The organism is Kitasatospora sp. NBC_00374 (assembly GCF_041434935.1).
Taxonomy (GTDB): Bacteria; Actinomycetota; Actinomycetes; order Streptomycetales; family Streptomycetaceae; genus Kitasatospora.
In genome coordinates, this window is record NZ_CP107964.1 from 6,704,432 (window position 1) to 6,717,832 (window position 13,401).

Here is a 13,401-nt window from a genome sequence, read left to right on the forward strand (position 1 = left end):
AGCGACTGACCGACTGACTGACCGACTGACTGACCGACTGACTGGCCGAGTGATCGACCGGCCAGGTGATCGACCGAGCGGATGCGGGGGAGCGGCATGGCTGTGCTGGAAGGTCTCGAGAGCGCCGCAGGCGACGAGGTCACCCTGTTCGTGGCCCGGCGGGTCGACCCCGGCCACGAGGACGCGTTCGAGACGTGGGCCCGGGGCATCCTCGGCGCCGCGGCCGACCACCCCGGCAACCTCGGCACCGGTCTGCTCCGGCCGGCGGAGCCCGGCGCCCCCTGGCACCTGCTGCTCCACTTCCGGGACGCCGACTCCTTCGGCGCCTGGCAGGGCTCGCCCGCCCGCGCGGCCTGTTTCGCCCGCGTGGACGGGCACCACGTCGAGGTCGCCAGGCGTGAACTCCACGGCATGGAGGGCTGGTTCGCGACGACAGCGACCGGGGCCCGGCGCACCCCGCCGGCCCGCTGGAAGATGGCGGTGGCCTCCACCGTGGCCATCGCACCCCTCACCATCACCGCGAACCTGCTCGTGACACCGCACCTGGCCGGCCTGCCGGTGGTGCTGCGCTCGTTGCTGCTCGCCCCGGTCATCAGCAGCCTGATGACCTACCTCGGACTGCCGGCGGTCACCCGCCTGCTTCGGCGCTGGCTGTTCCCGGCCTGACGGCCCCGCCCGTACCGCCCGTACCGCCCGTACCGCCCGTACCGCCCGTACCGCCCGTACTGCCCCTACCGCCGGCCCCGCCGGCACCGACAGCCCCGACAGTCGGTCGCCGGCGCCCGTTCCCGCCGCCGCAGCCCCGGTGCCGGTCGACGGCCTCCGCCCGGTCGTTGATCGGCCGGACCGGGCGTCCCAGCACGTAGTCCCCGCAGTCGACGCAGTAGCCCATGGTCGGCGCGGCGGTGTCCGGGTCAGCCACGGGGCCGCCCCTCGTCGACGTACCGGCGGGCGCGGATCCACTGCTCGGCGCTGCCGCGGAGCGGGTAGCGCTCCAGCTCGCCGGCGGTCTCCACCCAGGCTCCGCCGTGGTGCAGGTCGCGGATGCCCCACATCACCCGGCCGAGCTCGTCCGGCGGGAAGCGGTCCACCTGGTACCGGCCGGGCTCCCATCGCTGTGGCGTCATGGCGTACCTTCCGAGGCCGTTCCCGTGGCGGTGGAGCGGAGTTGAGGGGTGGTCATGAGTCCTCCTGGATCTCGACCCAGATCTGGGTCAGGCCTGCGGCGCCGGTGGCGCCCCAGCGGTCGGCGACGGCGACGGCGCTGAGGATGTCGGCCCAGCGCTCGGGGCCGCAGTCGGCGGGGACGGGAGCGCTGATCCGCAGGCCGGTGTCGATGGGATGCGCGACGGCCGGCTCCCCGGTGGCCTGCTCGATGGCGCTCCGCAGCGCGGCCGCGCGCACACTGATCTCCACCGCTCTCCCCTATAGGTACGGCTGAACCGTATCGATAGAGTAGTCCTACTCGCGCTACCGTGTCATCCAGGTCAGACCGATGCAGTAGAGAGGACGCCGTGACGGAGACCCCGCCGTACCTCCGCATCGCGGACGAGCTGCGCGCCCGGATCGTCGACGGCGGCGTCGTCGCGGGCGAGCGACTCCCGTCGATCAGTGAACTGGCCGAGGAGTACGGCTACTCGGGCGGAGTAGCCCAGCGTGCCTACGGCATCCTGATCGAGGAGAACCTCGTGGTCGCCCGGCCAGGCGCGGGATACTTCGTCCAGTCGCAGGAGGCGCCGAACGTCCTGTTGCGGCATCAGCGGGTCGGCCCGGGGCGGGGATCGCCCGTCAGGGCGATGCTGGCCGAGCAGGGCGTGGAGGCCACTCGGCGGACCGAGTCGGCGACCGCCAGGGCCGACGCGGCGATCGCCGCCCGGCTCGGGATCGCGGTCGGCGACCCGGTGGTGCACACCGGCTACGTCCACCTCGCGGACGGCGTGCCGGTGCAACTCTCGGACTCCTGGGAGCCGATGGCCGTCACCGGCAACAGTCTGATCGTCCTGCCGGAGGCCGGCCCGCACGGCGGCATCGGTGTGGCCGACCGGATGGCCGTCATCGGGATCGAGGTCGGGCTTCCGGTGGAGCGGGTGAGTGCCCGTCAGGCCACCCGTCAGGAGGCCCAGCGGCTGGGTGTCCAGCCGGGCGCGGTGGTGCTGGCCGTCGAGCGCACCCACTACGACCGGGCGTCCGGCCGTCCGGTGGAGACGGCCGACATCGTGCTGCTCGGTTCCCGCTGGGTCGTGGAGTACGGCAGCCGGCCGCGGCCCGGCAACTCCTGAGTCCCGTGCGCCCCCGACCCGGACTCGGGTCTCTCAATAGGGGAGCGCTCCCATCTCCTTTCCGCATGCTTCACTTTCTGAACGCTGCTGCACCGCTTGACGATTGACTGCGTGCATGGCTTGATAAGCCATGAGCTCAGGACCCCGTCCGGGCTGCGGAAAGCTTGTCACGCCGCGGCCCGGGCGAAGCGTCAGTCCTGCTCGTGCCCCGCCCGGTCGACGCCCGGTCGCACAGCCTGTCGTGGGAGCGCTCCCACGGCGGACGCGCCGCACGCACCACCCGGCCCAGCCCCCCACAGCTCAGCGCAGCCTGGATCCACCCCCACCCGAAAGGATCCCGTACGTGCCATCCCACCTCCTGCGCGGTCTCCGTTCCGCGCTCGCCGTCACCGCCCTCGCGGCCGCCGGCCTCGCCCCGGCCGCCGCTGCCGCACCGGCGGCCCAGGCCGCCCAGCTCGCCGCCCGCGTCGACAACCCGTACACGGGTGCCGGCGTCTACGTGAACCCCGAGTGGTCCGCCCGTGCGGCGGCCGAGCCCGGCGGCAGCGCCGTGGCTGACCAGCCGACGGCCGTCTGGCTGGACCGGATCGCCGCCATCCAGGGCGGGCCGGGCGCGATGGGTCTGCGGGCCCATCTCGACGCCGCCGTCACCCAGGCGGCCGGCCGGCCGTTCGTGGTGCAGCTGGTCATCTACGACCTGCCGGGCCGCGACTGCGCCGCACTCGCCTCGAACGGCGAGCTCGGGCCGACGGAACTCCCGCGCTACAAGGCGGAGTTCATCGATCCGATCGCGGCGATCCTGGCCGACCCGGCCTACGCCGGTCTGCGGATCGTGAACACCATCGAGATCGACTCGCTGCCCAACCTGGTGACCAACGCGGGCGGCACGGCCACCGCCACCCCGCAGTGCGACACCATGAAGGCGAACGGCAACTACGTCAACGGTGTCGGCTACGCGCTCGGTAGGCTCGGCGCCGTCCCCAACGTGTACAACTACATCGACGCGGGCCACCACGGCTGGCTCGGCTGGGACTCCAACCTGGATCCGGCGGTGCAACTGCTCCACCAGGCGGCCACCTCGGCGGGCAGCACGGTCGCGGACGTCCAGGGTTTCGTGGTCAACACCGCCAACTACTCGGCGCTCAGGGAGCCGAACTTCACCATCGACGACTCCGTCAACGGGACGTCGGTGCGGCAGAGCAAGTGGGTCGACTGGAACCGCTACGTCGACGAGCTCGGCTACGCCCAGGCCTTCCGCCAGCGGGCGGTGGCGGCCGGCTTCGACGCCGGCGTCGGCATGCTGATCGACACGTCGCGCAACGGCTGGGGCGGTGCCGGCCGGCCCGCCGGGCCCGGCCCGAGGACCAGCGTGGACAGCTACGTCGAGGGCGGGCGGATCGACCGCCGGTTCCAGACGGGCAACTGGTGCAACCAGTCCGGCGCGGGCCTCGGTGAGCGGCCGGCCGCGTCCCCGCAGCCCGGGATCGACGCCTATGTCTGGGTGAAGCCGCCGGGCGAGTCGGACGGCGCCAGCTCCCGGATCGCCAACGACGAGGGCAAGGGCTTCGACCGGATGTGCGACCCGACGTACACCGGCAACGCCCGCAACGGGAACCAGATGTCCGGCGCGCTGCCGAACTCCCCCCTGGCCGGGCACTGGTTCTCCGCCCAGTTCCAGGAGCTGGTCCGCAACGCCTACCCGCCGCTCGGCGGCGGCAGCGCGGACAGCACCGCGCCGAGCGTCCCGGCCGGGCTGCGCTCGACGGCGGTCACCGCCTCCGGAGTGTCGCTGGCCTGGACGGCCTCGACGGACAACGTCGGGGTGACGGCGTACGACGTCTACCGCGGCGGGGTGCTGGTGGGCTCGGCCTCGACCCCGGCGTACAGCGACAGCGGGCTGAGCGCCGCCACCGCGTACAGCTACACCGTCCGGGCACGGGACGCCGCGGGCAACGCCTCGGCCCTCTCGGCGGCTCTCGCCGTCACCACCTCCGCGGGGGGCGGCGGAGGCGGCAGCGCGGGCTGCTCGGCGAGCTACGCCGTCAGCAGCGACTGGGGCGCGGGGTTCAACGCGAACGTCACCGTGACCAACACCGGCACCACGGCCACCAAGTCCTGGCGGGTGACCTGGAGCTGGAGCGGGAACCAGCAGGTCACCAACCTCTGGAACGGCGGACTGAGCCAGAGCGGCCAGGCGGTCGCCGTGGTCGATGCCGGGTACAACGGTGCGATCGCACCGGGCGCCTCGGCCGGCTTCGGCTTCGGGGCGAGCTACTCCGGCGCCAACGCCGCCCCGGCGCTCACCTGCACGGCGACGAGCTGATCCACCGAACGGCGGCCCACCGACGGCCCGCCCGCCGGCTTCCGGTCGACCGGATGCCGCTCGCAAAACGGCCGGCCCACCGACAACCGGCCCACCGACAGCCGGCCCACCGACAGGACGGCCCGGTCCCGCGACGGCGGGACCGGGCCCCCGCCGTCCCGTGTCACGCCGAGAGCCGGCGCTCCAGCGGTGTGCGGAACCGGGGCGTGATCCTGGTCGCGCCGACCCAGGCGCTCAGCCGGGCCGCCTCCGCCCCGACGGCCGACTCGGCCTCCCGGCCCACGGGTTCGAGCAGCTGCCAGGTGATCTCGCCGTCGGGCCGCTGGGCCCAGCCGCCGACGATCCGGCCGTCGGACCACACCGTCGGGCCGATGTTGCCGGAACGGTCGAAGAGTTCGCCCTGGTGCTCGTCCGGCAGGAACCAGTGCCGGTACCGGGTGCCCATCGGGGCCGGGTCCAGGGCGGGCAGCAGCGCGACCCAGGGGGCGGGTTCGGTGACCGGCCCGGTGTCCTCGGGCAGGACGAAGCCCTCGCCCTCGGTGAGGCCGACCGGTACGGCGGCGCAGGCCGCGAGCGCGGCGCGGACCTCCCGCAGCCCCCAGCCGGTCCACCAGCGGAGGTCCTCGACGGTGGCGGGGCCGTAGGCGGCCAGCCACTGCCGGGCCAGTTCCGCCTGGGCCTCGGCGGCGGGCCGGTCCGGGTACGGCCGCTGGGTGGCCCAGTGGTGCTGGCCGCTGGTCCACCCGCCCACCGGGCGGCGGCGGACGATCGACCCCTCCATCCCGAGCACTCGCAGCATCCGCGTCCCGATGGTCTGCCTCGCCTCGTACGGCTTGCCCGCCGAGACCGTGATCTCCTCGCGCAACCTGGGCACCAGCGCGCCGAGTTGCGAGCCGGTGGCCTGCCCGGCCCGCTCCAGCGCGGTGAGCGCCTCGCGTTCCGCTTCCGCGAGCCAGTCGGTGTCGAAGCCGCCCGTCGCCGCGAAGGCGGTGAACCCGATCCGTTCCTTGGCGGCGACCTTGACGGTGGTGGACGCCTGGACGGTGGATGCCAGCCCGGCCGGGACGACGAACAGGGTGCGCCGCATGCCGTGCATCCGGACCAGCGTGGCGTCCTCGTACAGCGCCTTCTCGACGGCCGCCACGGGAGCCGGGTCGGCGAGGCGGGCGGCGGTGGACAGGAAGACCGAGGCCGGGTCGGACGCGTGCAGCGCGACGACCGCCCGGGTGACCTGCTCGGGCGTGGCGGCCCGGTGCTGCGGGGCCAGTAGCTGGCGTACGCCGAGGCGGGCGCGGCGCTGGGCGTCGTCGATGTGCGGGCGGGCGGTCATCCGGTCCTCCGGGCGGGCCTGGGGCCGCTCTCTGCGGCCGGGCCATTGTCCGCCGCCCCACTGACATCCGGGGCCGGCCGGCCGGCCCGGCCCGCGCCGCCGGTGTCACGGTTCGGCCAGCGTGAAGGCGGAGTTGACCAGCGCCACGTGGGTGAACGCCTGTGGGGTGTTGCCCAGTTGGCGTCCTGCGGCCGGGTCCCACTGCTCGGAGAGCAGCCCCAGGTCGTTGCCGAGGGCCACCACCCGGGTGAACAGCTCCCGGGCCTCGTCCCGCCGGCCGATCGCCGTCAGCGCGTCGGCCAGCCAGAACGAGCAGGCCAGGAAGGCGCCCTCGGTGCCGGGCATGCCGTCGGTGCCGTGGTCGGTGGAGTAGCGGCGGACGAATCCGCCGTGGTCGAGCTCGGTGCGTACGGCCTCGACGGTGCGGGCGACCCGGGGGTCGTCCGGGGGGAGGAAGCCGGTCTTCACGATGAACAGGGTGGCGGCATCCAACTGCTTGCCGCCGTAGTACTGGACGAAGACCCCGCGCCCGCGGTGGTAGCCGTTGGCGCAGACGTCCGCGTGCACCTGGTCGCGCATCGTCCGCCAGCGGTCGACCGGGGCCGGCAGGCCGGTGATCTCGGCCATCCGGACGGCGCGGTCGGCGGCGACCCAGGACATCACCTTGGAGTGGACGAAGTGCCTTCGCTCGCCGCGGACCTCCCAGAGCCCCTCGTCCGGGTCGGACCAGTGCCGTTCCAGGTAGCTCATCAGGCTGCGCAGCAGGCTCCAGACCTGGCGCTCCATCGGGATGCCGGCCAGCAGGGCGAGGTGCAGGGTGTCCACCACCTCGCCGTAGACGTCGAGTTGGAGCTGGTGCACGGCGGCGTTGCCGAACCGCACCGGGGTGGAGTCCCGGTACCCGGGCAGCCAGCTCGCCACCGTCTCCGGCAGGCCGCGCTCACCGGCGACGCCGTACACGGTCTGCAGGTCGCCGGGGTCGCCGGCGATCGCGCGCAGCAGCCACTTGCGCCAGGCGGCCGCCTCCTCGCGGAAGCCGCTGCGGAGCAGGGCCGACAGGGTCATGCTGGAGTCCCGCAGCCAGCAGAACCGGTAGTCCCAGTTGCGTTCGCCGCCGATCTCCTCGGGCAGGGACGCGGTGGGTGCCGCGACGATGCCGCCGGTGGGCTCGTACGCGAGGGCCTTGAGGGTGATCAGGGAGCGCAGGACGGCCTCCGGCCACTCGCCCTTGTAGCGGCAGTTGGACGCCCACTCGCGCCAGCCGGTGACCGTCCGGTCGAGCGCCCGCAGGGGGTCGGTGCGGGGGGCGTTGTGCAGGTGGGAGGGCTGCCAGGTGAGGACGAACGGCACCTGCTGGCCCTCCCGGACGGTGAACTCGGAGATGGTGGCGCCGTTGTGGCCGAAGGTGTGGACGCCGGGCGGCACCCGCAGCCAGGCGGAGTCGGGGCCGGCCACGGCGACCCGGTGGTGTTCGGTGCGCCGCACCCAGGGGGCGACCCGGCCGTGGTTGAACCGCAGGCGCAGGTCGGCCCGGACGGGGACGGTGCCGCGCAGTCCCTCGACGATCCGGATGAGCTGGGGGACGCGGTCGCGGTGCGGCATGAAGTCGGTGACCCGCAGGGCTCCATGGGGGGTCTCCCAGTCGCTCTCCAGGATCAGGGTGTCCGGTCGGTAGCGGCGGGCGGTGCATTGGCCGCCGCCGACCGGGGAGAGCCGCCAGGCGCCGTGCCGGGTGTCGCCCAGCAGTCCGGCGAAGCAGGCGGGGGAGTCGAAGCGGGGCAGGCAGAGCCAGTCGACCGAACCGTCCCTGCCGACCAGGGCGGCGGTCTGGAGGTCACCGATGAGGGCGTAGTCCTCGATCTGTCCGGCCATCGCGGATCCATTGTCCGTCGGGGACGGCGCGACGGCAGCGCCGACCTGTGACATGCGCCTGACGTGCGGAGTCCCGGGCGTGTCGACCGGCGGACCCGACTTGCCAAGAAGATCTGAAGATAGGAAGATCTTTATGGCCTATTGTCTTTTCCTGACCGGAAGGGGTGCCGTGATGCGGCAACCGAACTGGGTGCCCGCCGGAACGGATCTCGACAAGCCCAACGCGGCCCGGGTGTACGACTACTACCTGGGCGGCTCGCACAACTTCGAGGCCGACCGCGAGATGGCCCGCAAGGCCGTGGAACTCTGGCCCGACCTGCCGCAGATCATGCGGGCCAACCGGGCCTTCCTGCGCCGCTCGGTCCACGTCCTCGCCGAGCAGGGTTACACCCGGTTCCTGGACATCGGCTCCGGCATCCCGACCTTCGGCCCGGTGCACGAGGCCGCCCGCGCGGTCCGGCCCGACGCCCGGGTGGTGTACGTCGACCTGGACCCGGTCGCGGTGGCGCACAGCCGGCTGATCCTCAAGGACGACGAGCTCAGCTCGGTCGTCGAGGCCGACCTGCGGGACGTCCCCGACCTGCTCTCCCGGCCCGAGGTGATCGAGCTGCTGGCGCCGGGCGAGCCGGTGGTGCTGCTGCTGGTCGCGGTCCTGCACTTCATCAAGGACGAGGACGAGCCCGAGAAGCTGATCGGCCGGCTCCGGGACGCGCTCCCGCCCGGGAGCGCCATGGTGCTCTCGCACGCGTCGCTGGAGGGCCGGCCGGACCAGGCGGGCGCGCACCAGGACCTCTACAAGCGGACCCCGACCCCGCTGACCATGCGGCCGCTGGAGCGGATCACCGGCTTCTTCGAGGGCTTCGAGGTGCTCGAACCGGGTGTGGTCTACCTTCCCGAGTGGCGCCCGGACCGGCCCGAGGCCGTCGGCGCCCACCCCGAGCGGATGACCGGTGTGGCCGGCGTCGGACGACTGCCGTGACCGGGGAGCTGTCGGAGGCGGGCGCCGACAGCGGATCCGCCTTTCACGACGCCTGGGCCGGGCTGCTGCGCGGCGGACACGGCAGCGCCGTGCACCCCGGCACGCTCAGCCGGCTGGTCGGCCGCAGCGCGGACCTGCTGCACCGGGCCCGCCAGGACGACCCCTTCGACGCGCGGCTCGCCGAGCAGGCCGGAGCCATGCTGGTCGACGCCCATTTCACCGACCCGGTGGTGCTCGCCCACGCCGTGGAGCTGCTGCAGCAGCACCCGGTCCGGGGCGGCCGCGGTCCGGCGCTCTGCGGGGCCTTCGCGGCGGGCTGGGCGGCGGCGCTGCGCGAGCGCACGCTGCGTGAGCAGGAGGCCATCCGGCTGGCCGCCGACACCGCCCGGCAGGAGGTCGAGCGGGCGCTGCGCTCGTCCGAGGCGCGGTTCCGGGCGCTGTTCGAGAGCGCCGCGATCGGGATCGGCCTCGGCGACACCGACGGCAACATCCTCGCGGTGAACCGCGCCCTGCAGGAGATCTTCGGCGCCAGCCCCGAGGACATGCGCGGGCGCCGGGTCAACGACCTGGTGCACCCGGAGGACACCCCGGGCGTCTGGGAGACGTACGAGGAGCTGATCAGCGGCAAGCGGGACTACTTCCAGTTCGACAAGCCGTACTACCGCCACGACGGCGAGGTGGTCTGGACGCACCTGACCGTCTCGCTGATCCGTGACGACGACGGCGTGCCGCAGTACCAGGTGGCGATGCTGGAGGACATCACCGACCGCTACCGGCTGCAGGAACGGCTGCGCCACCAGGCCACCCACGACCCGCTGACCGGGCTGCCCAACCGGGCGGCCTTCTTCGAACGCCTTGAACGGTTGTTCGAGGAGCCGGAGCCGGGTGCCCGGTTCGGCCTGTGCTACGTCGACCTGGACGGGTTCAAGGTCGTCAACGACAGCCTCGGCCATGACATGGGTGACCAGCTGCTGGCCGCCGTGGCCGGGCGTCTGGACGCCGCGCTGACCCCGCTCGGCCACATGGTCGCGCGGCTCGGCGGGGACGAGTTCGTGGTGCTGCTGGAGAACTGCCGCGGCGAGCAGGAGGCGGTCGCCGCCGCCAAGACGGTGCTCGCGGCGCTGGCCAAGCCGGTGCTGATCGGCGATCACAAGCTGGCCGTCGGCGCCAGCGTCGGCGTGCTGGAGCGGCGGATCGCCACCACCACGCCGGGGGCCGCGGTGCGCGCCGCCGACCTCACGCTCTACCGGGCGAAGGAGGCCGGCCGCGGCCGGTGGACCCTGTTCGACCCGAAGGAGAACGCCCGGGCGGTCAGCCGCTACGCGGTGTCGGTGCGGATGCCCTCCGCGCTGGACCGGGGCGAGTTCTTCATCGACTACCAGCCGATGGTCGACCTCGCCGGCGGCTCGCTGGTCGCGGTCGAGGCGCTGGTGCGGTGGCGCCACCCGCAGCTCGGCGTGCTCGGCCCGGAGGAGTTCGTCGGGGTGGCCGAGGAGACCGGGCTGATCATGCCGCTCGGCCGCTGGGTCCTGGAGCAGGCGTGCGGTCAGGCCGCGGACTGGGTCGCCCGGTTCGGCGACCGGGCGCCCAAACTGAGCGTCAACCTGGCGGTCCGTCAGGCCCGCAACGCCGGCCTGGTCGGGGACATCGACCGGATCCTGCGCAGCACCGGCCTGGACCCGGCGATGCTCCAGCTGGAGATCACCGAGTCGACCGTGGTCGGCCCGGAGGACGAGGCGCTCAAGGCCCTGCACGCCCTGGTCGACATGGGCGTCTCGCTGGCGGTGGACGACTTCGGCACCGGCTGGTCCAACCTGGCCTACCTGCGCGACCTCCCGGTCTCCGGGCTGAAGATCGCCGGCTCCTTCGTCGGTGACCTGCACGACCCCGCGAAGGACACCCACCTGGGCTGGCGGATCGTCAGCGGACTGGTCTCGCTCGCCCACACCCTCGGCCTGACCGTCACCGCCGAGGGCGTGGAGAGCCGGGCGGACGCCGAGCGGCTGCGGCTGATGGGCTGCGACTGGGCGCAGGGCTGGCACTTCGGCAGGCCGGTGCGGCCCGGCGAGATCGCCCGCCGGATCGCCGAGGCGGACCTCCCCGAGCCGGACCTCGCCCGCGAGAACTAGCGGCCACCCGGGCCCCGGCCCGGGCGGCCCCGGCGCGGCGTCCGTAGCGCAAAGTAAGAAAAATCGGACAAATGCCCTTGACGTGCCGCGTCCGTGCTGATGTGATGGGGCTCTGGCACCGCCTTACGGCGGACGTACATTTTGCCAGTTGCTGTTCGAGTCGGCGCTTCGGCGCCCGAGACCGACCGGCGCGTGAGTGAGGGGCTTCGGGGGATTTCGGTACAAGAAGCCCGCAGCGCCGTGGTCCGTGTCTCCCTTCCATCCGGGGCCCCCTGCCCGCCCCGTTACAGGTACCCGTGTGCCGGGCCTCTGAGTGCCCGGTGCCTTCTTAGGGACTGCCCGCGATGAGCACCACGCTGCCTCCTGACAACGTCCTCCCGTACCCCGACCGTGACGGCCGCCCGATGCGCCGCGCCGGGGACCGGGCCACCGCCCGGCCACCGATGCGCCGGGCCACCGACTTCTCCACCACGCACAGCGTCAGCCTGGTCGTCCCCGCGCACAACGAGGCCCGCAACATCCCCTGGGTGTTCGAGCAGATCCCGCGCTGCGTCGACGAGGTCATCCTGGTCGACGGCGACTCCAACGACGCCACCGTCTCGATGGCCAAGCACTGCCTGCCCACCGTCCGCCACGTCGATCAGGACGGCCCCGGCAAGGGCAACGCGCTGCGCACCGGATTCGCGGCCGCCACGGGCGAGTTCATCGTCATGATGGACGCCGACGGCTCGATGTGGCCCGGCGAGATCCCGCACTACCTGCACTTCCTCTCCAACGGCTACGACTTCGTCAAGGGCTCCCGCTGCATCGCCGGCGGCGGCTCGCTGGACTTCACCCGGGTCAGGTCGCTCGGCAACCGGGCGCTGCTGGCCGTGGTCAACCGGCTCTACGGTGCCCACCTGACCGACCTCTGCTACGGGTTCTGCGCGTTCCGGCGCAGCTTCCTGGACGAACTGGACCTGCGCTCCTCCGGCTTCGAGATCGAAGCCGAGATGGTCGCGCACGCCCTCCGCTCGGGCCTCCGCCTCGCCGAGGTACCGAGCCTCGAACTCCCCCGCCGCAACGGGCGCTCGCACCTGCACGCCGTCTCCGACGGCAAGCGGGTGCTGCGCACCCTGATCGCCGAACGTCCCGGCGCCAGGGCGGCGACGCCTGCTGCCGCAGGGGAGCGATGATGAATGGCTCCGACCGGCGCACCGCAGCTGCCTGCCCCTGCCCAGCCGCCCGCGACTCGCTCTACACCCCCGTCCGAGTAGTCGAACTGGACCTGGACGAGCCGGGCGAGCTGCACTCGCCCGGCGGTCTCGGACCGGCAGACCCGGACGGCCGCGTGTTGGCGTTGGTGCGACTGCACGGACACCCGCTCGGCCTGGTCACCGCCACCGGAACAGCGGGCAGGTCCGCCGCGCTGTGCCGGGCGCTGGTCGATGCCGCTCATCGCGAACTCCAGGTGCCCTCCCTCTCCACCGCGACCGCTGGCACCCTCCCCGACCGCACCGGCCGGGCCCGGGCCGCCGCCGCGCCGCTGATCAGCGTGATCGTCTGCACCCGTAACCGGCCGCAGCTGCTGCCCCGTTCCCTGGACTCGCTGCTGCGCACGGACCACCCCCGCGTCGAGGTGATCGTGGTCGACAACGCGCCGGCCGACGACGCCACCGAGCAACTGGTCCGCTCCTGCTACGGGAGCCGGGTCCGCTACCTGCGCGAGCCGGTACCCGGCCTCGCCAGGGCCCGCAACCGCGGCCTGGCCGCGGCCCGCGGAGAGCTCTGCGCCTTCGCCGACGACGATCTCGTGGTCGACTCCGGCTGGGTGTCCGCGATGGTGGAGGCGTTCCGGTCGGACGACCGGATCGGCTGCGTCACCGGCCTGGTGATGCCCGCCGAGCTCGACACCGAGGCACAGATCGCGCTGGAGGAGTACGGCGGCTACGCCAGGGGCTTCACCGCCCGCAGCTGGTCGCTGCGCGACCACTCCGAGGACCCGCTCCTACGGTTCTCGGTGGGCCGGTTCGGCTCGGGCGCCAACATGGCCTTCCGCACCGGCCTGCTGCGCCGGCTCGGCGGTTTCGACACCGCGACCGGGGCCGGCACGGCCGCCCGGGGCGGCGAGGAGCTGCTGGTCTTCTTCCGGGTCTTCAACGGCGGGCACACCGTCGCCTACCAGCCGGACGCCATCGTCTGGCACCCCCACCCGCGCAGCATGGAGGCCCTGACCAGGCAGGTCTTCAACTACGGCGTCGGCTTCGGCGCCTACCTGGCCGCCGCGGTCTCCCACCAGCCCCGGGTCCTCGCCGGCCTGGTCCGCCTCCTTCCGCGGGGCGTCTGGCGGTGGCTGGCCGCCCGCCGGCAGCGGGCCCAGGACGCGCCCGTCGCCCGCGACGCGCTGGCCGGCCTCGGCCGGCTGGAGTTCGGCGGCCTGATGTACGGCCCCTTCAGCTACCTGTTGAGCGTCTGGCACCAACGCGGTGTCCGGACCGGAGAGTAGTCCC

At 73.3% G+C, this 13,401-nt stretch carries 11 protein-coding genes; 7 read left to right on the forward strand and 4 right to left on the reverse strand.

Going from position 1 to position 13,401, the window contains the following annotated elements:
* The first annotated feature begins 96 nt into the window (after nucleotides 1-96).
* Nucleotides 97-666 (forward strand): antibiotic biosynthesis monooxygenase, encoded by a 570-nt coding sequence (locus OG871_RS29905; RefSeq protein ID WP_371501073.1) that lies wholly within the window; start codon nucleotides 97-99, stop codon nucleotides 664-666.
* A 248-nt stretch (nucleotides 667-914) separates the two neighbouring features.
* Here OG871_RS29905 and OG871_RS29910 read toward each other — a convergent pair whose 3' ends face one another.
* Together OG871_RS29910 and OG871_RS29915 are read right to left on the reverse strand one after the other, a co-directional pair.
* The gene (locus tag OG871_RS29910) at nucleotides 915-1,127 is read right to left on the reverse strand and encodes a hypothetical protein (RefSeq protein WP_371501075.1); all 213 of its coding nucleotides are present in this window, start codon (nucleotides 1,125-1,127) and stop codon (nucleotides 915-917) included.
* 52 nt (nucleotides 1,128-1,179) lie between these two features.
* Nucleotides 1,180-1,416, reverse strand: coding sequence for a hypothetical protein (locus tag OG871_RS29915; protein WP_371501077.1), 237 nt, complete (start codon nucleotides 1,414-1,416; stop codon nucleotides 1,180-1,182).
* Nucleotides 1,417-1,514: 98 nt separating this feature from the next.
* Here OG871_RS29915 and OG871_RS29920 point away from each other — a divergent pair, with 98 nt between their 5' ends.
* Nucleotides 1,515-2,279 (forward strand): GntR family transcriptional regulator, encoded by a 765-nt coding sequence (locus OG871_RS29920; protein ID WP_371501079.1) that lies wholly within the window; start codon nucleotides 1,515-1,517, stop codon nucleotides 2,277-2,279.
* A gap of 343 nt (nucleotides 2,280-2,622) precedes the next feature.
* A complete protein-coding gene (locus OG871_RS29925) occupies nucleotides 2,623-4,602 on the forward strand; it encodes a glycoside hydrolase family 6 protein (protein WP_371501080.1) in 1,980 nt (659 codons plus the stop codon).
* A gap of 163 nt (nucleotides 4,603-4,765) precedes the next feature.
* Here the strand turns inward: OG871_RS29925 and OG871_RS29930 are convergent, their stop codons facing one another.
* Nucleotides 4,766-5,932 (reverse strand): winged helix DNA-binding domain-containing protein, encoded by a 1,167-nt coding sequence (locus OG871_RS29930; protein ID WP_371501082.1) that lies wholly within the window; start codon nucleotides 5,930-5,932, stop codon nucleotides 4,766-4,768.
* A 105-nt stretch (nucleotides 5,933-6,037) separates the two neighbouring features.
* A complete protein-coding gene (locus tag OG871_RS29935; RefSeq protein ID WP_371501084.1) occupies nucleotides 6,038-7,804 on the reverse strand; it encodes a glycoside hydrolase family 15 protein in 1,767 nt (588 codons plus the stop codon).
* Nucleotides 7,805-7,976: 172 nt separating this feature from the next.
* On the opposite strand from OG871_RS29935, the gene OG871_RS29940 reads away from it, so the two are divergent.
* The 4 genes from OG871_RS29940 (at nucleotide 7,977) to OG871_RS29955 (ending at nucleotide 13,397) form a co-directional block, all read left to right on the forward strand.
* Nucleotides 7,977-8,783: an SAM-dependent methyltransferase gene (locus tag OG871_RS29940; RefSeq protein WP_371501086.1), complete on the forward strand. Its 807-nt coding sequence runs from the start codon at nucleotides 7,977-7,979 to the stop codon at nucleotides 8,781-8,783.
* Entirely contained in the window at nucleotides 8,780-10,912 is a 2,133-nt protein-coding gene (locus tag OG871_RS29945; RefSeq protein WP_371501088.1) for a putative bifunctional diguanylate cyclase/phosphodiesterase, read from the forward strand. Before OG871_RS29940 ends, OG871_RS29945 begins: the two co-directional genes overlap by 4 nt.
* A gap of 344 nt (nucleotides 10,913-11,256) precedes the next feature.
* Nucleotides 11,257-12,087 (forward strand): glycosyltransferase family 2 protein, encoded by an 831-nt coding sequence (locus OG871_RS29950; protein ID WP_371501090.1) that lies wholly within the window; start codon nucleotides 11,257-11,259, stop codon nucleotides 12,085-12,087.
* Nucleotides 12,087-13,397: a glycosyltransferase family 2 protein gene (locus tag OG871_RS29955; RefSeq protein ID WP_371501092.1), complete on the forward strand. Its 1,311-nt coding sequence runs from the start codon at nucleotides 12,087-12,089 to the stop codon at nucleotides 13,395-13,397. The genes OG871_RS29950 and OG871_RS29955 overlap by 1 nt, the downstream gene beginning before the upstream one ends.
* Nucleotides 13,398-13,401 lie beyond the last annotated feature (4 nt).

What these genes read in the sequence shown, in the direction of transcription:
- OG871_RS29905 (WP_371501073.1), top strand. Translation starts at nt 97, where the DNA reads ATGGCTGTGCTGGAAGGTCTCGAGAGCGCCGCAGGCGACGAGGTCACC.
- OG871_RS29910 (WP_371501075.1), bottom strand. Translation starts at nt 1,127, where the DNA reads ATGACGCCACAGCGATGGGAGCCCGGCCGGTACCAGGTGGACCGCTTC.
- OG871_RS29955 (WP_371501092.1), top strand. Translation starts at nt 12,087, where the DNA reads ATGAATGGCTCCGACCGGCGCACCGCAGCTGCCTGCCCCTGCCCAGCC.
- OG871_RS29930 (WP_371501082.1), bottom strand. Translation starts at nt 5,932, where the DNA reads ATGACCGCCCGCCCGCACATCGACGACGCCCAGCGCCGCGCCCGCCTC.
- OG871_RS29940 (WP_371501086.1), top strand. Translation starts at nt 7,977, where the DNA reads ATGCGGCAACCGAACTGGGTGCCCGCCGGAACGGATCTCGACAAGCCC.
- OG871_RS29935 (WP_371501084.1), bottom strand. Translation starts at nt 7,804, where the DNA reads ATGGCCGGACAGATCGAGGACTACGCCCTCATCGGTGACCTCCAGACC.
- OG871_RS29950 (WP_371501090.1), top strand. Translation starts at nt 11,257, where the DNA reads ATGAGCACCACGCTGCCTCCTGACAACGTCCTCCCGTACCCCGACCGT.